The organism is Halorubellus litoreus, from assembly GCF_055378595.1.
Genome location: NZ_AP043836.1, coordinates 1,017,155 through 1,040,661 on the forward strand (window position 1 = coordinate 1,017,155; position 23,507 = coordinate 1,040,661).

The window sequence follows — 23,507 nt, forward strand, 5'->3', positions numbered from 1 at the left end:
CTGCCGTCGAGTCGGTTCCGGGGTCGGGCCGTCGGAAGGTCGGTCGCGTCCCGTCGCTTCAGAACGTGAGGTGTTCGAGGAGCGCTTCGGCTTCCGTGAGCGTCATCGGTTCGTCGTAGATGCGAGCGCCCGGTTCCATGAGGTGGCCGTTCGTGAGCCGACCCATGTCGACGGGTGCGAACCCGGCGTCCTCGATGAGGTCGGCGACGGTTGCCTTCGCGAGCGCGTCGTCGCCAGCGAGGAACACGACGAGTCGGTCCGAGAGGTCCTCGTCCGGTCGCGATTCCTCGCGGAGCGTGTCGTGGTGCATCGTGTTGAACGCCTTCATGACGCGCGATTCCTCGAGGTGGTCGGCGATGAGTTCGGTGTGCGTGCGGCCGTCGAAGTCGATATCGCCGTCGCGGTCGGGGTAGTAGTTCGACGCGCTGATGACGGTCTTCCCGGCGAGTTCCTCGGCGGGGAGCGTCTCGTACTCGCCGAAGGGAATGGCTTCGAGGACGACGCGACCGAACGCCGCGGCGTCCTCGACGGTCGCCGCGTGGACGTTCGAGCCGAGGTCTGTTGCGGCGTCCTCGAGGGACTCCGGGCCGCGCGAGTTACTGATCGCGACGTCGTGTCCGGCGTTCGCGAAGTGCCCTGCGACGGTTCGACCGACCTTCCCCGCGCCGATGATTCCGATCTGCATACCTACCACTACGAGGAGGGGGACGTTAAGCGCACGTTCTCGTCGAGCAGTCATCGGCAAACCCACGTACTCGTCGTGTACGGCTATTTCGAGGGTTCACTCGCCGAATCGACGGTTCCGGTCCTGGTACTCGCGGATGGCTCGCAGGTAGTCGCGTTCGCGGAAGTCCCGCCAGTTCACGTCCGTGAAGTAGAGTTCGCTGTAGACGCTCTGCCAGATCATGAAGTCGCTGAGGCGTTCCGCGCCGGTCTTGATGACGAGATCCGGGTCGTTCGGGAACACGAGCCGGTCCTCGATGGCGGTCTCGTCGACGTCGTCGGGGTCGAGGTCGCCGTCGTCGACGGCGGTGGCGAGGTCGCGGATGGCGGCGGTGAACTCGCTGCGGCCGCCGAGCCCGATGCCGACCGTGATGGGGGCGTCCGCACGTTCGACGTCGTCGGGCTGCCGGACGGCGACCTCGCGCGGGGCGTCCAGGTCCTCGAGTTCGCGGGCGAGCGTCGGTGCGGCGGCACGGTCGAGGACGCTCACGTACACCGTGACGTCCGTCGCGCCGTACTCGAACGCCCACGCGAAGAAGTCCCTGAGGGTGTCGTACGCGCCCTGTTCGAGGAGGTCGCGTTCGGTGATGACGAGCGCGACGTGCTCGGGGACGGCAGCGTCCGTGGTGCGGACGCGGAGCGCGAGGTAGCGGTCGTAGAGGCCCACGACTCGAGGATAGCTCGTCGGTGCCGGTAAAACGCTCGGGTTCACGGTCGACGCGAGTGGGTCGACCGACGACCCACGACGCGGTCGTCCTGAGGAAGGGGGAAGAAGGGACAACCCGGTCACGCGCCCGTCGCGACGCGCGCCGTGCGTGCTCGACCGCACCCGGTAGGGGGAGCGGGCCGCGGTCGGGTGTGTCGACAGGCGAGTTCGGTCGCGTCGCGAGCGCACGCGGACTCGCGGCGCTTCGACGTCGAGGTCGGCCCGGTCCGCGGGCCGACCGAATCGTCGTCGCCAGTAGCGCCGTCGTTACTGGTACTCCGTGATGGTCAGCGTGTAACTCCCGCTGCCACTGTAGGAGTCGACGTCCACCTGCATGTCCGTGGAGTCGTCGGGGCTGTCGATGGTGATGGACTCCTGGCTGTCCGTGGACCGCGACGCGTAGTCGTAGTCCGACGGCGACGCCGCGGCCGTCGTGCCGGTGTTGACGTAGAGGTCGAAGTCGGCGTCGCTCGGGCCGTCGAGTTCGACGACGACCTGGCTCGGCGAGGAGTAGTTCCAGCCGTAGCTGTAGTCGTCGTAGTCCCAGTACCCGTCGAGGGTGCCCGAGACCGAGCTGGACGTGGAGTCACCGCCGTCACCGCCGTCGCCGCCGTCGCCGCCGTCGCCGCCGTCGCCGCTCGGGTCGGTGGTGACCGCGGCGTACGCGTCCACCTGCCCGCTGCCTTGCTCCTGGCTGGAGAGGCCGATGTCCTCGGCGGTGTTCTTGAGGTGGTTGCGGAGTTCGTTGTTCGTGAGGTCCCACTTGGCGAGCGTGAGACCGGCGACACCGGACGTGACCGGGGTCGCCATCGAGGTGCCCGAGAGCTGCTCGTAGCTCCCGCGGGTCTCGGTCGACGTCGACAGGACGTCGACGCCGGGGGCGGCGAGTTCGACGCTGTCGCCGTACTGGCTGAAGCTCGCGAGCTGCTCGTTGTCGTCGACCGCGGACACGGCGACGCACTCGCTGTACGCCGCGGGGTAGGAGACGCCCTGCGTGCCGTTGTTCCCGGCAGCGGCGAAGATGAGCGAGCCGTTGTTCGTCGCGTAGGAGACGGCGTTCTTCATCGTGTCCGTGTACCCGCCGCCGCCGAGGCTCATGTTGATGACTTCCGCGCCCTGGTCGGCGGCCCACTTGACCGCGTCGGCGATGTCAGAGAGGCTCCCGCCGCCGGATTCGTCGAGCGCGCGGCCGCTGATGAGCGTGGAGTTGCTCTGGCCGGCGACGCCCGTGCCGTTGTCGATGACGGCGCTCGCACAGCCGGAAACGTGCGTGCCGTGGTACTCGTCCTGCGGCGCGTCCGGGTAGGGGTCGGCGTCGTTGTCGACGAAGTCCTCGCCCTTGTCCGCGCCGAAGTTCCCGGCGAGGTCGGGGTGGTCGTACTGGACGCCCGTGTCGATGACCGCGATCGTCACGCCCGAGTCACCGAAGGTCGTGTCCCACGCCTGGTCGGACTGGACCTGCTGGGGGGCGTACTGGTCGCCGAACTGGGGGTCGTTCGGTGTGGCGAGTGCGTGGAACGTCGCGTTGTCCTCGGCGTACTTGACGTGGTCCCGCTTCGTGATCGCGTCCTTGAAGTTCTCGCGTGCGGTGTCGCTGCCCTTGAATTTCACCGCGACGTACCGGAGGTCGTCGTTCTGGTGGACGACCTCGGCGTTGCCGGGGACGTGCTGTTCGACGGTCTGTCGGAGGTCGGCGCCGGCGGAGACGCCGACGAGGACCTCGTCCTCTTTCGGTCCGGGGTCGCGTCCGGGTGTGGCTGCCGCCGCGCCCGAGAAGGCGGCCGCCGCGCCCGCTGCACCGGTTGCTTTCAGGAAGGTTCTACGCCCGTGGTCTTGAATGCCATCGTCTACCATGCTGCACGCCCACGGTCTGCGAGGTTATATTAAAGAATTGCGGACATCGAGGAAAGAATGTAAAATTGCTAATGGCAATTTCCAATGGTTATATAAGGGTTTTGGCAGGGTCGAACATGATATAAATTACACTGACCAGAATAGATAGTGATTTTAGAAAATAAAGCCTGGAAACTGGGCGAGTCGAACGCGCGCGACACCACGAGCCCCACGCGTTCACAAACCACACCCACCAGACCACCCCACCGAACGCATCACTCACCACTACCGGACAATGGCACGTCCACGAACGACTCGAACCACAGAAAGAACGGAACGGCGCGCACAGCGATTCGAACCGCAACAGATGGGGATGGGAGCGGACGACAGCGCGTCGCGGGTTACTTCCCGAGCTCGTCCACCGAGATGGTGAACGAACCGCGACCGCGGTAGGAGTCGACGAGGATGCCGAACTCCTGGTCCGGGTCGACGTCGTCGACCACGATCTGCTCGTCCGGACCGTACGTGATCGAGCGCGCGTCGTAATCGTACGTCGACGGCGTCCGGCCGTCGAACGTCACGTACAGGTCGAAGTCGACGCGGCTGCCCGCGTCGAGGTTGAACGTCGCCTGGCACGGGTCGTCGAGGTCCGGCACGAACGTGAAGTTCTCGTCGTCGTACCAGCCACGCAGGTACCCCTGCGCGCTCGAGTTCGCGGACGTGTCGCCACACGACCCACCGGACTGCTCCTCGACCGTGACCTGCAGGGACTTCGTCGAGCTCGCACCGTCGTCGTCCGTGACCGTGAGCGACACCGTGTACTCGCCAGCCGCGTCGTACGCGTGCATGACCGTCGCCGTGCTGCCGGTCGTGCCGTCACCGAAGTCCCACGCGTAGGACTCGATGGAGCCGTCCGAGTCACTGGAGCCGGTGCCGTCGAACTCGACCTCGGCGCCGACCGGGATGGTCGTCGCGCCAGCGTCGATGGAGACCGTCGGCGCCTGATTGTCCTCGTCCTCGGGCTCCTCGACGGTCACCGAGACCGCGTTCGTCGAAGATGCACCGTCGTCGTCCGTGACGGTGAGCTGGACGTCGTACGTGCCCGCGTTCTCGAACGTGAACGTCGCGCTCGGTCCGGTCGCGGTCGCGCCGTTGTCGAAGTCCCAGTCGTAGCTCTCGATGGAGCCGTCGGGGTCACTGGAGCCAGTGCCGTCGAACTCGACGGCCTGTCCGGCGTCGACCGTCGTCGAGGACGCGTTGATGGACACCGTCGGCGGCTGGTTGTCCGGGACGGTCCCGGCTTCGACGATGTTCTTCGCGTCCACGCGACCCGACCCCTGCTTCTCCTCGCTCAGGCCGATGTCCGCCGCGGTGTTCTTCAGGCGTGCGCGGAGCTCGTTCGGACCGAGGTCGGGGTCGGCCGCGAGGCCGAGCGCGGCGACGCCGGAGGCGTTCGGGCACGCCATCGACGTCCCGCTGATCTTGTTGTACTCGCCGTAGCTCGTCGACTCCGTCCACGTGGAGAGGACGTCGACGCCCGGGGAGGCGACGTCGCACTTGTCGCCGTACTGGCTGAAGCTCGCGAGCTCCTCGTTCTCGTTGACCGCGGACACGGCGACGCACTCGCTGTACCCCGCGGGGTAGGAGACGGACGACGAGCCGTTGTTCCCCGCGGCACAGATGGGGAGGGCGCCGTTGGAGACGGCGTAGGAGACGGCGTTCTTCATCGTGTCCGTGTAGCCGCCGCCGCCGAGGCTCATGTTGATGATGTCCGCGCCCTGGTCGGCCGACCAGCGAACTGCCTCCGCGATGTCCGCGAGCGACCCGCTGCCCTCCTCGGAGAGGGCGCGCGCGGAGAGGAGCGTGGAGTTCGAGATGCCCGCGATGCCCGTGCCGTTGTCCGTCACCGCGGCCGCGCTCCCGGCGACGTGCGTGCCGTGGTACTCGTCGGCCATCGAGTCCGGGTACGGGTCGTCGTCGTCGTCGACGAAGTCCTTGCCCTTCACCGAGCCGAACGCACCCTCGAGGTCGGGGTGGTCGTACTTCACGCCCTGGTCGACGATGGAGATGACGACGTCCGAGCTGCCCTGCGTCGTGTCGTAGGCCTGCGGGGCGCGAACCTGCTGGGGCGAGTACTGCTGGTCGTAGAGTTCGTCGTTCGGTGCCTCGAACGCGTGCATCTGGACGTCGTACTCCGCGTACCGGAACTCGGGCTTGTTCTCGAACGCCTCGAGGACGCGGTCGGCGGCCTCCTCGGGGACGTCGACGGAGACGAACCCGAGCGCGTCGGACGTGCGGTAGATTTCGGCGTCCGCGGGCGTCTCGGACTGGACCTGTGCCTGCGCGGTCGACATCGACGTCGTCATCCCGATGCCGAGGTTGATGCGCTTTCGCGTGGTGCCGGTGTCGGCGGAGACGGTCGTGGTGACCGTCATCGCTGCGCCGGCGGCGCCGGCTGCTTTCAGGAACGTTCGCCTGCTACTGTCCGGAATGGAGTCATCCACCATGTTACAACACGACGAACAGCACGCCCAGTATTAAATTTTAGGATATTTACTGCGAAATGTACGTGTTTGTAGCTAGAAATTATGCGTTTCAGGCCCGTAACACGCACTCTGTCGGCACCCCGGCAGTAGATAAAAATATGGATGCAGACGCCTCCCTCTTCATACGGTCACCGAACCGCTCGTGGACCACGACCGACACATTACCGGAGCAGAAAATTAGGCGCGTTACCGCACCACACGGGGACGGCCCGATGGCCGGGACACACCACGACCACGAGACCCACGCCCCCGCAGCGACGCCCGTCACCGGGGAACACATCGCTACGCCTTTGCCATCGACCATCCAAACGTCGACGATGCCCGGCCTCCTCGACCGATTCCTGTCCCCCGGCGACGACCGCGCGCGCGTCGGCGTGTTCGTCGACGGCCCGAACACGTTCCGCGACGAGTTCGACGTCGACCTCGACGACGTCCGCACCGTCGGTCGAGAACGCGGCGACCTCGCGTACTCGCGAATCTACCTCGACGAACACGCCACCCCCGGCCTCATCCAGGCCGCCGAAGCCCGCGGATTCGAAGTCGTCGTCACCAGCGGCGACGTCGACGTCAAGCTCGCCATCGACGCCACCGAAGCCGTCGTCGACGGCACCCTCGACACGCTCATCGTCGTCTCCCGCGACACCGACTTCAAACCAGTCCTCGAGACCGCAGGCCGGTACGGCGTCCACACCGTCGCCATGGCACCCGGCGAACACGGCCGCTCCGACGCGCTATCCAACGCCGCCGACGAAGCGCGACTCGTCAACGACTGACCGGTCACGTCCAGCGACCCACCAGCAGCCATCCCGCGAGGAGAGCGACACCGAGAGCGATCAGGTACTGTACGGTACCGAACACCGCCGCGACTGGTGCTCTACGGACCGAACACCGCCGCAACTGGTGCTCTACGGACCGAACACCGCCGCGACTGGTTCCGTGAGAACGGAGAGAACGGCGTCGGTGCCTTGCGCCGACGCCACCGCCGTGTGGGACCTACCCGCTCAGTCCGCGGTCGTTACTTCCCGAGCTCGCTGACCGAGATGGTGAACGAGCCACTGCCGCTGTAGGAGTCGACGAGGATGCCGAACTCCTGGTTCGGGTCGACGTCGTCGACCACGATCTGCTCGTCGGAGCCGTACGTGATCGAGCGCGCGTCGTAGTCGTACGTCGACGGCGTCCGGCCGTCGAACGTCACGTACAGGTCGAAGTCAGCTCCGGACGGACCCGCGAGGTCGAACGTGACCTGGCACGGGTCGTCGAGGCTGGCGGCGTACGTGAACGAGGAATCGTCGTAGTAGCCGTAGAGGTAGCCGTCGGCGCTCGCGGAGTCGGAGGTGTCGCCACAGGAGCCACCGCCGCCGCTGGGCTCCTCGACGGTCACGTCGATGGCGCTCGTCGAGGACGCACCGTCGTCGTCGGTGACGGTGAGCTGGACGTCGTACGTGCCCGCGTTCTCGTACGTGAACGTCGCGGTCGCGCCGGTCGCGGTCGCGCCGTTGTCGAAGTCCCAGTCGTAGCTCGCGATGGAGCCGTCGGGGTCACTGGAGCCGGAGCCGTCGAACTCGATCGCGGTCCCCGCCTCGACCGTCGTCGAGGACGCGTTGATCGACACCGTCGGCGCCGTGTTGCCGCCGCCGCCACCGCCGCCGTCACCGGCAGCGTCGACGATGTTCTTCGCGTCCACGCGACCCGACCCCTGCTTCTCCTCGCTCAGGCCGATGTCGACCGCGGTCTGCTTCAGCCGCGAACGGAGTTCGTTCGGACCGAGGTCGGGGTCGGCGGCGAGACCGAGTGCCGCGACGCCGGACGCCGCGGGACACGCCATCGACGTCCCCGAGATCTTGTTGTACTTGCCGCCGTACTGGCTCTTGTCCGTCGTCCACGTCGAGAGGATGTCGACGCCGGGTGCGGCGACGTCGCACTTGTCGCCGTACTGGCTGAAGCTTGCGAGGTCCTCGTTCGAGTCGACCGCGGACACCGCGACGCATTCGCTGTAGCCCGCCGGGTAGGAGACGGAACCGGAGCCGTCGTTCCCCGCGGCACAGATGGGGAGTGCACCGTTCGAGACGGCGTAGGAGACGGCGTTCTTCATCGTGTCCGTGTACCCGCCGCCACCGAGGCTCATGTTGATGATGTCCGCGCCCTGATCGGCCGACCAGCGGACCGCTTCGGCGATGTCGGCGGTGGACCCGCTGCCCTCCTCGGAGAGTGCACGACCCGAGAGGAGCGTGGAGTCGGAGATGCCCGCGATGCCCGTCGCGTTGTCCGTCGTCGCGGACGCGATGCCGGCGACGTGCGTGCCGTGGTACTCGTCTGCCATCGAGTCCGGCGCCGGGTCGCTGTCCGAGTCGACGAAGTCCTTGCCCTTCACGGACCCGAAGCGGTCCTGGAGGTCGGGGTGGTCGTAGTAGACGCCCTGGTCGACGACCGAGATCGTCACGTCGCCACTGCCCTGCGTCGTGTCGTACGCGCTCGGTGCACGCACCTGCTGGGGGGCGTACTGTTCGTCGTAGAGACTGTCGTTCGGCGTCTCCAGCGCGTGAAGCTGCTGGTCGAACTCGACGTAGCGGAACTTGTCCTTCTTCTCGAAGGCTTCCTTGACGTTCTCGGCGGCCTGTTTCGGGATGTCCATGGAGATGAACCCGAGCTCGTTCGAGCGTCGGTAGACCTCGGAGTTACCGGGGGTCTCCGCCTGGACTTCCGCTTCGGCCGTCGACATCGACGCCGTGTTCGCCATACCGAAGTTGAGTCGCACCTTCTCCACGCCGTCTGCGGAGACGGTCGTGGTGACCGTCGCTGCGGCGCCCGCCGCGGCCGTGGTCTTCAGGAAGGTTCGTCGCGCCCAAGAGTGGTTGTCATCGCCTGTCATGACACAGAACAGCACTTGGCACCCATGTATTTATATTTTCCTCATTTAGAGCTAAATCAATAGCGATTTGAAACTATTACCAGCCGTTTCAGTAGACGAATTATTTGATTGTGTGCTTTGAAACTACGGGAAACCAATGCGTGATTCACGGAGACTGCGTCGGGTTCGGGATGGCCAGTTGGGAATCATCACGTGTGATACTGGCACACAACTATCACGAACGCGTCGGCGAGCATGACGAGTCACCGACACGAAGTCGCGGGGGGATCTGCAGGTTCCACCGCGAACGAGCCTCGTGAACTCGTCGCGCGCGCACAATCGCGAGCGGAACGCCCGACCTCGACGTCAGCCGACGGCCGACCGCATCGACACCCAGAACCGGACAACACGTCACCACGTGTGGACGACGTCCACCGCACTGGAACGCCAGCCACCCACAACCCAGCATCACCCTTGCCCTTGATTGGGTTGTTACGTGCGGGCGTGTGCGGGACCCGGAGAAATGCTGTCGTCACACGGCGTGAATCAACTCAGCAGGCGACGAACGGCCCGCGACAGAGAAGGGGGAAGGTGGGATGAACGGATGGGTCGACGGAGTCGACCGTGGATGGAACGTGTCCGATAGCGTTCAGGCGCCGAGTTCCTCGACGGAGAGCGTGTAGCTCCCGCTGCCGTCGTAGGAGTCGACGAGGATACCGAACTCCTGGCCGGCGCTCACGTCCTCGACGGTGAGCGTCTCGTCGGCGCCGTACGTCGCGGCGCGCGCGTCGTAGTCGTACGTCGACGGCGTCCGGCCGTCGTACGTGACGTAGATGTCGAAGTCAGCGCCCGAGGGACCGTCGAGGAGGAACGACACCTGGCACGGGTCGCTGGTCGCGGCGCTGTACGTGTAGTTCGCGTCGTCCCAGTACCCCGAGAGCGAGCCGTCGACGCTCGCCGTCTCGGTGACGTCACCACAGGACCCGCCACCGCCGCCGGACTCGGCGGTGACGGCGATGGAGTTCGACGAGGACGCGCCGTCGTCGTCCGTGACGGTGAGCGTGACCGTGTACTCGCCCGCGCTGTCGTACGTGTGCGTCGCACTGACGCCGGTCGCGGTCGCGCCGTCACCGAAGTCCCAGCTGTAGGACTCGATGGAGCCGTCCGAGTCGCTGGACCCGGAGCCGTCGAACTCGACGGCGGTCCCGACGTCGACGGTCGTCGACGAGGCGTTGATGGACACCGTCGGTGCGGAGTTGCCCGGCGGCGTCGTCCCGCCACCGTCGACGATGTTCGCCGCGTCGACGCGCCCCGCGCCCTGCTCTTGCTCGCTCAGGCCGATGTCGACGGCGGTGTTCTTCAGGCGCGCGCGGAGCTCCGTCGGGGAGAGCGCGCCGCTCCCGCCCGCGGCCGCGAGGCCGAGCGCGGCGACGCCGGACGCGGCGGGGCACGCCATCGACGTCCCCGAGATCTTGTTGTACTTGCCGCCGAACTGGCTCTTGTACTCCGTCCACGTGGAGAGGACGTCGACGCCGGGGGCGGCGACGTCGAGCTTGTCGCCGTACTGGCTGAAGCTCGCGAGGTCCTCGTTTTCATCGACGGCGGAGACGGCCATACACTCGCTGTACGCGGCCGGGTAGCTCACGGACGGGTCGCCGTTGTTCCCCGCGGCACAGATGGGGAGCGCGCCGTTGTTCACCGCGTAGCTGACGGCGTTCTTCATCGTGTCCGTGTAGCCGCCGCCGCCGAGGCTCATGTTGATGATGTCCGCGCCCTGGTCGGCGGCCCACTGGACGGCGTCGGCGATGTCGGTGAGGCTTCCGCCCCCGCCCGTGCCGAGTGCGCGCCCGGAGATGAGTCGCGAGTCGGAGATGCCGGTGACGCCCGTCGAGTTGTCGGAGGTCGCCGACGCGATGCCGGCGACGTGCGTGCCGTGGTACTCCTCGCTCATCGACTCCGGCATCGGGTCGTCGTCAGAGTCGACGAAGTCCTGGCCCTTGTCCGCGCCGAAGCGGCTCTGGAGGTCGGGGTGGTCGTACTTGACGCCCTGGTCGACGATGGCGACCGTGACGTCCTCGCTCCCGTCGGTCGTGTCGTACGCGGTCGGTGCGCGGACCTGCTGGGGCGCGTACTGTTCGTCGTACAGTTCGTCGTTCGGCGTCTCCATCGCGTGGTACGTGACGTTCCGTTCGACGGTGTCGACGAACGGGAGTCGTTCGAGGTCCTCGACGATAGGGGAGTCCATCGACGCCGCGCCCGGCGTCGGGGACTCGACGGCCATGTAGCCGAGTGTCTCGTTCCGGTGCGTGACGTCGGCCTTGTCCGGGATGGTTGCCTGTACTTCGGCTTCGGCCGTCGCCATGCTGGTCGTGGCGCTCGTCAGGACGACCCATTCGCCCGTCTTCGGGCCCGGTTCGCGCCCGGGGGTCGCTTGAGTGACGCCCGCGAACGCTGCGGTGCTCGCTGCGACGCCGGTTGCTTTCAGGAAGGTACGCCGATCCGTCTGTGGGTTGCTACGGTCTGCCATGCCCATCAGCTACGATGGACGCCCCATATTTAAATTTTGTTCAGAATTGCTAAAAATAATAGTATAGTAACACAATCTGATAGACAACTGTCGTCGCGGAATAGCCGGACAGCGGCGCTATCGCGCTCGAACCGTCAACATTATTGAACCGCTGCGCACACGTCTGGTGAGATACATGGAGTCCCTCGACATCCCGGTCCTCGATAATCACATGCACCTCGACCCGGCGAACGGTCGCGGTATCGACGCCGTCGAGGACTTCCACCGACTCGGCGGCACGCACCTCATGGTCGTGAACAAGCCGTCCTGGCACGTCCTCGACGAGCTTCCAGCGGACGAGGACGACTTCAGGCGGGTGTTCGAGGTGACCGTCGACGCCGTCGCGGACGCGACCGACGTCCTCGACGGGCGCGCGTGGCCCATCCTCGGCGTCCACCCGGGGCTGGTATCCCAACTCGTCGACGACGGCTACGACCCAGCGGGTGCGCGCGACCTCATGCAGGCGGGCATCGACGTCGCCGCCGACTTCGTCGCCGCCGACCGCGCACTCGGCCTGAAGTCCGGGCGCCCGCACTACGACGTCACCGACGCGGTCTGGGACGCCTCGAACGCCGTGATGCGGTCGGCGTTCGCGCACGGCGCCGACCTCGGCTGCGCCGTCCAACTCCACACCGAGGGGAGCGACGACCTCACCGAGATAGCCGAGTGGGCCGAAGCCGAGGGGCTCGACCGCACGCGCGTCGTCAAGCACTACGCGCTCGGCGAACTCGCCGGCCCCGTCCCGAGCGTGATGAGCGAGAAGGACCGCCTCCGCGTCGCCGTCGACCGCGACGCGCCGTTCCTCATGGAGACCGACTTCGTGGACGACCCCGACAAACCCGGCGCCGTCATGGGTCCGAAGACCGTGCCGCGACGCGTCCGCTGGCTCCTCGACGAGGGCTACGACGACGCGATGCACCGGGCGCACGTCGAGACGCCCGAACGCGTCTACGACGTCGACACCGAAGCGACGCTGGAACGAACGGACTGACCCACCACCCGAGTCCCCCACCACCCGGACCATCCCAGCATCCGACGCCCATCCAGCCATCGGGACGCGGTCGCTGCCCCCCGGAGTCGACGCTTGCGTTCGGTTCCGACGCCCTCGAGTCCGTCGAGAGCGCGGCGCGTGCGGGCCGCCAGCACGGACGCCGCCGAGAGAAAGGTCTTTCAGTCGCCCGGCGTAGTCTCTCACATGAGCACTCCCCCGACCGAGTTCTACTCGGCCGAACGCTGGCAGAACTGGATCGACCGCATCGAAGACGAAGAACTCGACCCCGAAGACGAGGACTCCATGCGCGTCCTCGACCTCATGCAGGACGACGCCGCCATCGCCGTGGCGAAGGTCGTCGCCGCGTACGACGACGGCGAGATCGAAGAGGAAGAGGCCCTGGAGAAGGTCGGCGAGATCCACGAGATCGTGCTCGCTGATCCCGGGTTCGACGACGAGGAGAAGCTGTTCTTCGTCAACAGCGTGCAGACGAGTCTCGTCGTCGTGTTCTACGCCGCCGAAGAGTACGTCCACAGCGGGCCGGCTGAGGACGCGAGCGTCGAGGAGTACGTACAGGCGGCGGTGGACGCGGAGAGCCAGGACGAGATGGAGGCGGCGCTCGGCTACCTCGCGCAGGCGGGAACGCGCATCATCGACGGCGGCGAGCTGACGCCGAACGTCGGCGACGACCTCGAGTTCGGGCCGGTCACCGACTGGCTGAACGGGCTGGCGAGCCTCCAGAGCGCGATGGAGGACCCCGAGGTCGTCGAGGAGGACGAGGCCGAGGACTGACCGGCGCGCGGGGACCCGGCGACCGCGCGGTCGCCGGACTGGAACGGTCAGTACGGACGTTCGGCTGACGGTCGTCGTTTGCCCGCGAACGGGCCGGGGAATCTGCAACAAGGGTTTTACTTGCGCACTGGTTATCGCTTCGTAATGCCGTTCGGTTCGGATGACCGTGCAGCGGCGGTGCAGGTGGGAGCGATAGTGCTGTTCGCGTTCGTCATCATCGCCATCACCGCCTATCAGGCGTCGGTCGTCCCGAACCAGAACGAAGCGGTCGAGTTCAACCACAACCAGGAGGTCCAGCGACAGCTCGCGGACCTCCAGGGCGCGGTCGGGTCGACGCCGGCGGCGGGCGGTGCGCGGACGGTCGTCGTGGAGGCGTCGACGGGGTATCCGGCGCGGACGATATTCGTGAATCCGCCGCGGCCGACGGGACGGCTTCGGACGGTCGGGACGGGTCGCGAGGCGGTCGCTATCGAGGTGCGGAACGCGACCGGGACGGGGGAGACGAGCGACTTCTGGGACGGACGGACGCACAACTATTCGACGGGCGGGTTCGCGTTCGACCCGAACTACAACGTGTACGCGGAGGCGCCGCGGACGTTCGTGTCGTACTCGCTCGTGTACAACGAGTTCGCGGACGACACCATCGTCGTGAACTCGCAGTCGCTGTTCGACGGTCGCCGCATCTCGCTCGTCGCGTTGAACGGATCGTACGACGAGCAGGGTGGGGCGGCGTCAGTAACGGTACGGCCGGTGAGCGCGTCCACGAACCGCATCAGCGTGGAGACCGAGAGCACGAGCGACCCGCTGTCGGTCGCCATCGTCACGCGGTTGACGGTCGGGCAGTGGGAGCGCGTGCTCGACGCCGCCGGCGAGTACGACCCGGGGAACAACACGGCGAACGCGTACGTCACCGCCGTCCGGAAGAAGGGCGAGGTGGATCTCCCGAGCGGGCAGACGCTGAACCGCATCGAGTTCGTTCTGGAGGGCGGGACGACGTACTCGCTGTCGCTCGCGAAGGCGGGCGTCGGAACGAACGTGAACGCGACGCCCGCGGACCGCTACGTGACGACGGCGTCCGCGAAGAACGTGTCGACGACCGCGGGCGCGAAGGAGACGCTGACCGTGGAGGTCAGAGACGAGTTCAACAACCCCCTGTCGGGCGTGCCGATGAACGCGACCATCGAGAACGGCCAGGGGAGTATCGTGGAGCCGAACGGGACGAAGACGGGGAACGACGGCCGCGTCGGGTTCACGTACGAGGCGCCAGACGCGAAGACCGACGCGCGCGTGAACGTCTCCATCGCGAAGGCGGGCGGTGAGATGACGGCGGCGACGTTCAACGTCTCGGTGTCGAAGGCCAGCGGCGGCGGCGGCGGTGGCGGGAACGGCGCGTACAACGTGACGCTCCGGAACGTCTCCGAGACGAACTCGCCGACGGGCGCGGTGAGCTGCCCGAACTGGCCGACGAACCGCACGTGCATCGTCGACGGCAGCCAGCTGTCGACCGTGAACGTCACGATGGGCACCAGTCCGACCGCGGTCGGCGCGAGCGTGTCGTGGGCCGTGAACGACACCGCGGTCGCGACCGTCGACCCCGAGAGCGGCGAGACCCAGGGGAACGGCGAGAACAGCACCGACGTCACCCTGAACCAGAACGGCGACGTCGTCGTGTTCGCCTCCAGCGGCGCCGGCGGAAACCGAACGACGCTCCGCGTGACGAACCTGAACGCGTTCGGGCCGGTCTCGGTGGCGTTCGTGGACGCGAACGACAACAGCGTCCTCCGGCTCGTCGACCCATCCGGCCAGTTCCAGACGCTCGGCGATAACGGTGGTGCGAGCGTGCTCTACGTCGGCGCGAAGCGGAACCTCGACGCCGACAGCGACCTCGAGGTGCCGTACGTCGACGGGAACGGCGAGTTGCGCCTGATGCAGGCCGACGGGACCGCGATGACGCTGACATCGAACGTGAAGACCGACGGCGGTATCGGCGTCGACGCGGCGAACGACGCGGTCTTCTACGTGAACAGTGGTGGGGACGTCCGGCGGAAGGTCGTCGGCGGGAGCGACACGGCGGTGACGTACGTGCAGGGGTCGTCGAAGACCGCGAGCGGTATCGCGGCTGCCGGGGCAGCGGACCTCGGGCCGAACGACGCGGACCCGGACCCGATATACTTCACGTCCACGAACCGGATTGCGTACATCGACGGCGACACGCGGACGCGGTCGAAGATCGACCCCGTTACGCTCGGCCAGGGTAACGGGTACGCGGTCGGGTCGCCGGCGAACTTCGGGAGCGGTGTGCGCGTACCTATCGTCGACTCGAACCAGAACGTCGTCCTCGTCGACCCGACGAACGGGGACGTGAACACCATCTACTCGGGGACGAGTCCGACGCCGGCGCTCGGCCCGCTCGCGGTCGTGAACTGGGACGGTGACGCCGAGGAGGAGATACTGTTCGTGACGAGTAACGGCGAGATAGCGGTGCTCGACCAGTCCGGTGGGACGTGGTCGGTGACGATAGTCACGGGCGGTGGGGAAGGGACGACGGGTGGGGGTGCGGGATGACCGACGAGGTGGTGGGTCGTGCGTCGCTCTGACGTCGGCGACGAGCGACGCGCGCAGTCGGAGACCATCGGGTTCGTGCTCCTGTTCGGGGTGCTCATCACGGCGGCGGTCGGGTGGCAGGTCGGGGTGGTTCCGCAGCAGAACGAGCGCGTGGAGTTCAATCACGTGCAGGAGGTGCAGTCCCAGATGCAGGAGTTGGGGGCGACGGTCGGGTCGATGGGGTCCGGGTCGGGGACGAAGCAGGTAGGGGTGTCGTTCGGGAATCGGTTCCCGGACCGGACGTTGTTCGTGAATCCGCCGCCGACGGGCGGCCGGTTGGTGACGGTCGGCAGCGGCGCTGACGGGTTCGCGGCGAACGTGACGAACGCGACCGCGGTCGACGAGGAGGAGAACGACTACTGGACGGGCGCGAACAAGTCGTTCGGAACGGCGGCGTTCGTGTACGACCCCATGCTGCAGGCGTACGACGGCGGGCCCGAGCGCGTCGTGTACGAGAACTCGCTGGTGTACTCGACGTACGGCGACTTCTGGCGTCAGCACGCCGACCAGGGCATCGTGAACGGGCGGGACGTGTCGCTCGTGACAGTGAACGGGTCCTACTCGGAGGGGTCGAGCGGCGAGGTCGAGCCGACGGACGTCCGGCTGTATCCGGCGTCGGCGTCGCCGACGACGGTCCGGGTGCGGAACGACTCGGGCGGACCCATCCAGATCCGGGTGCCGACGAACCTCGACCAGGCGACGTGGGAGGACCGGCTCGCGAGCGAGTACGACCCCTCCGACTCGAACCCGAACCGGTACGTGCGGGCGGTCGAGGTGAAGGACAAGGACATCGGCGCGGAGAACTGGGACCTGCTCGTGGTGACCCTGGAGGGCAACGAGACGTACGACCTCCAGTTGTCGAAGGTCCGCGTCGGGTCGGCGCCCGAGCGCGACGAACCACCGGCGTACGTCACGGCGGTCGACGGGCGGACGGCGACCGTGCGCGAGGGCAGCGACCACCGCGTCACCTTCGAGGTCCGCGACCGGTACGACAACCCGGTGTCGAACGCGACCGTGAACGTGACGCTCGTCGGCCCCGGCGAGCTGACCGCGGACGGCGCGTCGAAGCGGACGTTCACGAACCTCCGGACCGACCCCGACGGCGAAGTGACGGTGACCTACGGCGTCGACGACGTGACCGGCGACCAGCCCGTGGAGGTGCGCGTGAACCGGAGCGGCGACCCCGCGGGGTCGTTCGACCGGGACCGGGCGTCGAACGCGCTCGTCGCGTTCACCGTCGTTGACGCTGACGCGGACGACGGCGGGACCGGTGGCGGCGGTGGCGGCGGTGGTGGGGGGTCATACACGGTGACGTGGAACGACTCCGGGCCGATAACGGTCGACAAGTCGAGCGCGTCGGTCCTCCAGTTGAACGCGACGACGGGCGACCTCGGGAACGTGCCCGTGGAGTTCAGCGTGAGCGACGGGAGCGTCCTGTCGGTGAAGAACGCGACGCCGCGGTCGAACGCCGCTGGCGTCGCGTCGGTGAACTTCACGCTCGGTGCGACCGGGACGGTGTACGCGTACGTCACCGGCGGTGGGACCGGCGACCGCGTGACCGTGAACGTGGTGTCGAACCTCGTCCCGAACCTCGTCTGGCAGGACGCCGGTGACTTCGACGCCGCGACCAGCGAGTCCGGCGTGGTCCACGCGGCCTACGGCGACCGACGGGATTCCGTCGTCCTCCTCGGGAACGGCCCCGGCGACGCGGGACTCGTCGGGTACTGGCCGCTGGACGAGGATCGCGGGCCGACGGCCGCGGACGCGTCCGGGACCGGGAACGACGGCTCGGTACAGGGCGACCCAGCGATGGGGCAGTCCGGCATCCACGGGTCGTCGAGTTACGGGCTCGACGGCTCGAACGACTGGGTTCGCGTCCCCGACGACAGCTCGCTGGAACTCAGTCGCACGGACGAGGCGACCGTCTCCGCGTGGGTGCGGAAGGACAGCGCACAGTCGGGCTGGATCGCGATCGCGCAGCACTCCGACCAGTCCTATAACCTCCAGTTCACGAACGGCGACGTCCCGGCGTTCACCATCTACGACGGCGGGTGGCAGACGGCGCAGGCGGATTCGAGCCTCCAGACCGGCCGCTGGTACCACGTCGTCGGGACGTTCGACGGGTCGACGGTCCGCCTGTACGTCGACGGCGTCCTCGTCGACACCACGTCCGCGAGCTACATCGCGGACGCCGGCGGGACCGACCTCGGACTCGGCGAGAACGTCGAACAGTCGGGACGACACCTTGACGGCGACCTCGACGAGGTCAGGATATACGAACGCGCGATATCGACCGCCGACGTCAGAGCGCTCTACAACGGGACCGCACCGACTGCGAGTGGCACCTTCGAGGGGTCGCTCGTGACGGACGCGCGGACGTTCAACTCGCCGCAGGACCCGACGACGCTGAAGCTCGAGAACGCGAGCGCGGACGTGCCCCCGGGGACGACCGTGACGGTGTCCGTCGAGTCCGACCCCGACGGCGACGGGACGTTCGAGGAGTCTTCGGACCCGATTACGATAACCGACGGCGTCGCGAACTACCCGCTACCGGGCACCGGCGACCTGTCCACGCAGAGCGACACGTACCGCGTTCGCGTCGAGCTCTCCTCGGACGACCCGACGGTGACGCCGTGCTTCTCCGGGACGGCGCTGTCCGCGGACGACAGTTCCCGGACGACGGTCGGCGCGAGCGACTGCCCGGCGGAGAACGACCCGCCGTCCCCGTCGTTCACGGTGACGCCGGATACCGCGAAGACCGGGGAGACGGTGACGTTCGACGCGTCCGCGAGTACGGACGACACCGGCTCGATAACCTCGTACGTCTGGGACTTCGACGGCGACGGCCCCGACGGGAGCGACCCGACCGGCGAGGTCCTCGACGAGACGTTCGGCGACGACGGGACGTACGACGTCACGCTCTACGTCACCGACGACCTCGGCGCGCGCTCGAGTACGTCCGGGTCAGTGACCGTCCGGAATCGACCACCGACGGTCTCGGCGACCCTGAACCGGACGACCGTGCGGACGTTCGACGCCGTCGAACTCGATCTCTCGGCGACGACCGACCCGGACGGCGACCTCGTGAACTACACCGTCTTCTGGCAGGGCGGGAATCAGAACTACGAGGAGCAAGCGAACACGTCGAAGACGCAGACGAACCGGTACGCCGACGACGGCACGTACACCGTGTACGTGAACGCCTCCGACGAGGACGGGAACTGGACGAACGTCTCCGTCGGCACCGTCACCGTCCAGAACCGCCCGCCGAACGCCGACTTCTACGTGCAGGACGGCCTCCCGAGTCCCGGCGAGCAGGTTCGGTTCGAGGACCGCTCGCGCGACCGCGACGGCTCCATCGACACCATCGAGTACCAGTTCGGCGACGGGAACACCTCCACGACTGCCGTACCGACGAACCAGTTCGCCGCGGGCGTGTACAACGTCACGCTCGTCGTCACCGACGACGACGGCGCGACCGACACCGAAGCCGTGCGCGTCCAGTCGCTGTCGCCGCTCGTCCTGAACGAGTACGTGCTCGGGAAGACCCAGGCGGTGCTCGAATCCGACTTCGAGGGCGGGAACCCTGCACGAGAGTGGTCGGTGACGACCCAGGACGGCGACACGCAGGCGTACATCGCGACAGAGACCGCGAACTCGGGGAGTCAATCCGTCGGATTGGAGGGCGATGAGGGGCTTCACTTCGCGGTCTCGTGGGTGAACATCACTTCGGATCCCGTCGACCTGACGGGATCGGAGAGTGCGACGGTCTCGTACTGGGTGCGTCGTGGGGGGTTCGCGGACTCGACGCGGTACCCCGGTGAAAACGAGGATCTCGTCGTCGCATACGAGACGACGAGTGGGGCGTGGAAGCAACTCGAAGTGTACGACGGAAGTGGGACGCCCGGGGAGACGTTCCTGGAAACCGTGCCCGTACCGACGGACGCAGACCGCGGGTCGTTCCGGCTTCGGTTCGCGTACCGCGACGCGAACTCGTCGTTCTTCGACCCACCCGAGGGCGGGAACTGGTACGTGGACGACGTCGCGATTACGAAAACGCCGTACATGGAGGCCGTGAGCACGCAGTCGCTGGTCGACCCGAGCGAGTACCGCGTGGACGTGACGCGCGACGGCTCGACGACTGCCGTCTCGGTCGGGACCGACGGCTTGCTGGCGGCACGCGAGGTCGTCGGTCTCGGTGATCCGAGCACGGGCCCGAAGGGCGACACGCTCGTCGAGGTCGTGCACCAGCCGAGCGGTCGCGTCGTCGACTGTCTCGCGGTTGGGAGCACGTACTCGACGCAGTGCGCGTTCAACTTGCCGAGCAGTGGTGGAGACGACACGTACTATCGGAACGTCGCGAACGATACCGACGCTGCCGCCGAGTGGTCGCGAACGACAGGACCGACCGCGAACGCGTTGAATCCCGGGCAGACCACCGCGTTCCGGTCGACCGTCGACTGGACGCGGAAGATAGACGAAGGGTTCGAGTCCGGATCGCTGCCCGCGGGGTGGAGTGGAGACGCGAGCACGTTCGTCACGGACGACACGGCGCGGTCGGGGACGTACGCGCTCGTGCACAACGAGTCCGCGGGGAGCGTCGAGTCGCCGACGGTGAACACGAGCACGGCGAACGCGGTCGTCGTCGAGTACTGGGTGCGTCGCGGCGGATTGTTCGGCAATAGCGAGATGCCGGACGAGACCCAAGAGGACGACCTCGTGGTCGAGTATTACGCGACCGACGGCACGTGGACGGTGCTCGAACGGTACGAGGGTGGGCCGCCTCGCGGTGAGCAGTTCGGCGAGGTGCTGACGCTCCCGGCGGACGCGGTCCACGACGAGTTCGCGCTCCGGTTCCGGCAGGTCAACGGTGGTGGGGAGACGTTCGACTACTGGCACGTGGACGACGTGGTGGTGCGGACGCTCGGCGAGAACGAGTCGGTGCCGTCGCCGCGGGTCGTGCCGGCGTCCACGGTGGCTGCGACGGAGCCGGTCGCTGGAGCGAGCACGACCGCGCCGGACGGCACGACGGTTCGGCTCGATGCGTCCCGCGCGGCGCCACGGCAACTAGTCGCACGAACTTCGACGATAGTCGAACGATTCATCGACACGCCCAAATAGCGGCCGAGTCGAGTAGGGGGTATGACAAGCGTGGGTATCGACGCGGTCGAGCTGTGGACAGGGAATCTGAAACTCGACTTGGCGGAGACGTTCGCGCCGGAGAAGGGCGACGACCCGGAGAAGTACACGAAGGGCCTGGGGTTGCGGGCGTCGTCGTTCCCGGATAGTTACGAGGACATCGTGACGATGGGCGCGAACGCCGCGAAGCGCCTGATGGACCGCAAGGGCTTGGAGCCGGACGACATCGGGCGTATCGACGTGGCGACGGAATCCTCGTTCGACAACTCGAAGCCGATCTCGACGTACATCGCGGGCTGCCTGGAGCAAGTGTACGAGGGTGATTTCCATCACGCGAACAAGGGCGAGCGGAAGTTCGCGTGCATCGCGGGCACCCAGAGCATCGACGACGCGTACAACTGGATCCGCGCGGGCCGGAATCGCGGCCGGAAGGCGATCGTCGTGGCGACGGACACGGCGCTGTACGAACGTGGGGATGCGGGCGAGGCGACGCAGGGCGCTGGTGCGGTGGCGCTCCTCATCGACGAGGACCCGGACCTCGTCGAGCTCACGATGGAGCAGGGCTACGGGAGTGCGGACGAGACGGACTTCCTGAAGCCGAACCAGCAGTTCCCGAGCGTCGACGGGAAGCGCTCCGTGCAGGTGTACCTCGCGCGGATGCGCGAAGCCCTCGAGGATTACGAGAGCGTCGCGGGCGACGTCCACCTGGAGGACTTCGCGTACGCGCCGTTCCACACGCCGTTCCCGGGGATGGTCCGGAAGGCGGCGGCGCTCGCGTACCGGCACGTCACCCGGGACACCGAGCACGAGGAGGCGCTCGCGGAGGAGATCGGTCGGCAGCCGCGTCGGGAGAGCTTCGACGACGACGCGGAGTACGAGGAGGCGGTCCGCGAGTACATGAGCGCGCTGAAGGACACCGACCAGTACCGGGAGTGGTACGACGCGACGGTCGACCCGACGCTCTCGATCTCGCGCGACGTCGGGAACTGGTACACCGCGTCGGTGCACGTGGCGCGCATCGCGGCGCTGAAGTACGCGTACGAGAACGACCGCGACGTCACCGGCGAGAGCCTGCTGGTCGCGTCCTACGGGTCGGGCGCGCAAGCCGAGATTCACGGTGAGACGGTGCAGGACGGCTGGCACGAGGAGATAGCCGAACTGAACGTCGACGAGCAGGTGGCGGCGCGCTACGACCTCTCGTGGGCGGAGTACGAGGAGGTCCACGACCGCCACAATCACGACATGGACAAGGAACTCGAGGAGTTCACGACGCCGAACGAGGAGTTCGTGTTCGACGGCTGGGGCCGCATGGGCGAACGGAAATATACGTACGTGGAGTAACGCGAGATCCGAGCGAAGCGAGGGTCTCGCGTCGAACGTCGAGCGGGGACCGGAGCGACCCGCGAGGCGTCGCTGTCGGCTGTTTCTCGTCGTTCTCTGGGTGGTCGTCGAGCGGAGCGAGTCGTCTCTCGATGCCGTCGGCCAGGAGCCGTTGGGTGCTCAGGGCGTGGCGGCGAGGATGTGCGTCGGGAGGACGACGAGTTCGCCGACGACGAAGAACACGCCAGCGACGAGGAGGACGAACAGCGGATGGGCTTCGCCCATGTCGCCCGCGTGGAAGGGTGCGCGCGCGTCGAACACCAACTGCCAGGAGTAGGCGGCGACGCCGCGCACCACTGGGTTGACCGCGTAGGACGTCCAGAAGAGGGCGGGGCCTGCTCCGACGAGGGCGCTCGTGGCGAGCGTGCCGCCGGTGGTGGCGTTGTAGTAGGTGGTGGCGCCAGCGAGGAGGAACGCGAGGACGAACGCGCCGGCGAGCAGTCGCTCACGGACGCTCGTGAGGTCGAAGTACCGGTCCCCGACGATACCGGCCACGTCGAGGAGGACGCGAGGAACGAGGACGGCGACTGCGACGAGGACGTAATCGGCCATCGTGTCACACCGCTTTCTTGTCGGTTCTTCGAATATCTTCCGGTGGATGCGTCCGTCGAGGAACGGACCGGAAGCGGCTCGTCGTCGACTCAGGGAAGCCCGGCGAGGGCGTCCAGCATCTCGTCGGGGTCTTGCTGGGTGAGGGCGAGGCTGACGCCGTCGGCGCGCGCGAGCTTGGGCGCGTGCTCCCAGAGGTCGTCCTCGGTGATGCCGTGGAGGACGATGGCGTTCGGCGTCGGGGTGACGACGCGCTGGGCGACGAGCGGGCTCTCGCCGCGCGTGATGTCCGTGAATACGAGCGCGCGACTCGTCGACTGGCCGTAGAGCCGGTAGAACTCCTCGCTGGACAGTCTGGTGATGACGGCGATGGAGTTGATGACGGTGTGGCCGCTGACGCGGTCGGCGTCCCCTGCCTGGACTTCGGTGGCGTCGATGGCGTCGTAGAACCGGTCGAGTGGGACGGTGCGGGGGTACTCGCGGAGGTCGGCGACGACGTCGCTGTCGAAGCCGGCGGAGACGACGCGCGCGTACTGGCGGATGCGGTCGCCGCCGCGTGATTCGTCGATGTCGAGCAGGCCGTCGACGACGCGGCGGACGAACCCGATGCCGGGGCTCTCGCGGCGGCCGCTCTCGTAGTCGGAGATGACGGAGGATGAGACGTCGAGCGAGTTCGCGAGTTCGGTCTGGCTGACGTCGAAGTCGGTGCGCCACTTCCGGATGGTCGCGCCCGGGTCGCTGGACAGGGTCACCTCGCCGGCGATGCGCCGCGCGAGGTTGCGACGCGGGTCGGTGTCGGTCATGGGGCGACCGTCGCGGCCGGACGGCAA

Annotated in this window: 14 protein-coding genes; 6 read left to right on the top strand and 8 right to left on the bottom strand. The window is 67.4% G+C overall.

Annotation, left to right across the window (positions count from 1 at the left end):
• Positions 1 to 58: 58 nt before the first annotated feature.
• From ACZ48X_RS09325 to ACZ48X_RS09340, 4 genes are all read right to left on the bottom strand, one after another.
• The gene (locus tag ACZ48X_RS09325; RefSeq protein WP_336352190.1) at positions 59 to 685 is read right to left on the bottom strand and encodes an NADPH-dependent F420 reductase; all 627 of its coding nucleotides are present in this window, start codon (positions 683 to 685) and stop codon (positions 59 to 61) included.
• Positions 686 to 781: 96 nt separating this feature from the next.
• Positions 782 to 1,390, bottom strand: coding sequence for an undecaprenyl diphosphate synthase family protein (locus ACZ48X_RS09330; protein WP_336352189.1), 609 nt, complete (start codon positions 1,388 to 1,390; stop codon positions 782 to 784).
• 306 nt (positions 1,391 to 1,696) lie between these two features.
• Positions 1,697 to 3,283 (bottom strand): S8 family serine peptidase, encoded by a 1,587-nt coding sequence (locus tag ACZ48X_RS09335; RefSeq protein ID WP_336352188.1) that lies wholly within the window; start codon positions 3,281 to 3,283, stop codon positions 1,697 to 1,699.
• Positions 3,284 to 3,663: 380 nt separating this feature from the next.
• Complete coding sequence (locus ACZ48X_RS09340) at positions 3,664 to 5,769, bottom strand: S8 family serine peptidase (RefSeq protein ID WP_336352187.1); 2,106 nt, start codon at positions 5,767 to 5,769, stop codon at positions 3,664 to 3,666.
• Positions 5,770 to 6,125: 356 nt separating this feature from the next.
• On the opposite strand from ACZ48X_RS09340, the gene ACZ48X_RS09345 reads away from it, so the two are divergent.
• Entirely contained in the window at positions 6,126 to 6,581 is a 456-nt protein-coding gene (locus ACZ48X_RS09345) for an NYN domain-containing protein (RefSeq protein WP_227133530.1), read from the top strand.
• Between the two features lie 242 nt (positions 6,582 to 6,823).
• Here ACZ48X_RS09345 and ACZ48X_RS09350 read toward each other — a convergent pair whose 3' ends face one another.
• Together ACZ48X_RS09350 and ACZ48X_RS09355 are read right to left on the bottom strand one after the other, a co-directional pair.
• Positions 6,824 to 8,677, bottom strand: coding sequence for a S8 family serine peptidase (locus tag ACZ48X_RS09350; protein WP_336352186.1), 1,854 nt, complete (start codon positions 8,675 to 8,677; stop codon positions 6,824 to 6,826).
• 628 nt (positions 8,678 to 9,305) lie between these two features.
• On the bottom strand, positions 9,306 to 11,183 hold the full coding sequence (locus ACZ48X_RS09355) for a S8 family serine peptidase (protein ID WP_336352185.1): 1,878 nt from the start codon (positions 11,181 to 11,183) through the stop codon (positions 9,306 to 9,308).
• Between the two features lie 175 nt (positions 11,184 to 11,358).
• Between ACZ48X_RS09355 and ACZ48X_RS09360 the strand changes: the two genes are divergently transcribed.
• From ACZ48X_RS09360 to hmgB, 5 genes are all read left to right on the top strand, one after another.
• Positions 11,359 to 12,213, top strand: coding sequence for a TatD family hydrolase (locus ACZ48X_RS09360; RefSeq protein WP_336352184.1), 855 nt, complete (start codon positions 11,359 to 11,361; stop codon positions 12,211 to 12,213).
• 204 nt (positions 12,214 to 12,417) lie between these two features.
• Complete coding sequence (locus tag ACZ48X_RS09365; RefSeq protein WP_227133527.1) at positions 12,418 to 13,005, top strand: DUF2150 family protein; 588 nt, start codon at positions 12,418 to 12,420, stop codon at positions 13,003 to 13,005.
• 144 nt (positions 13,006 to 13,149) lie between these two features.
• A complete protein-coding gene (locus ACZ48X_RS09370; protein ID WP_336352183.1) occupies positions 13,150 to 15,570 on the top strand; it encodes a hypothetical protein in 2,421 nt (806 codons plus the stop codon).
• Between the two features lie 18 nt (positions 15,571 to 15,588).
• Positions 15,589 to 20,730 carry a PKD domain-containing protein gene (locus ACZ48X_RS09375; RefSeq protein WP_336352182.1) on the top strand — a complete coding sequence of 1,714 codons (5,142 nt, stop codon included), beginning with the start codon at positions 15,589 to 15,591 and terminating at the stop codon, positions 20,728 to 20,730.
• Positions 20,731 to 20,751: 21 nt separating this feature from the next.
• Positions 20,752 to 22,089 carry a hydroxymethylglutaryl-CoA synthase gene (gene hmgB / locus ACZ48X_RS09380; RefSeq protein ID WP_336352181.1) on the top strand — a complete coding sequence of 446 codons (1,338 nt, stop codon included), beginning with the start codon at positions 20,752 to 20,754 and terminating at the stop codon, positions 22,087 to 22,089.
• A 159-nt stretch (positions 22,090 to 22,248) separates the two neighbouring features.
• On the opposite strand, the gene ACZ48X_RS09385 is transcribed toward hmgB, so the two are convergent.
• Entirely contained in the window at positions 22,249 to 22,680 is a 432-nt protein-coding gene (locus ACZ48X_RS09385) for a hypothetical protein (RefSeq protein ID WP_336352180.1), read from the bottom strand.
• Positions 22,681 to 22,769: 89 nt separating this feature from the next.
• Positions 22,770 to 23,480 carry a helix-turn-helix domain-containing protein gene (locus tag ACZ48X_RS09390; protein WP_336352179.1) on the bottom strand — a complete coding sequence of 237 codons (711 nt, stop codon included), beginning with the start codon at positions 23,478 to 23,480 and terminating at the stop codon, positions 22,770 to 22,772.
• Positions 23,481 to 23,507: the final 27 nt, after the last annotated feature.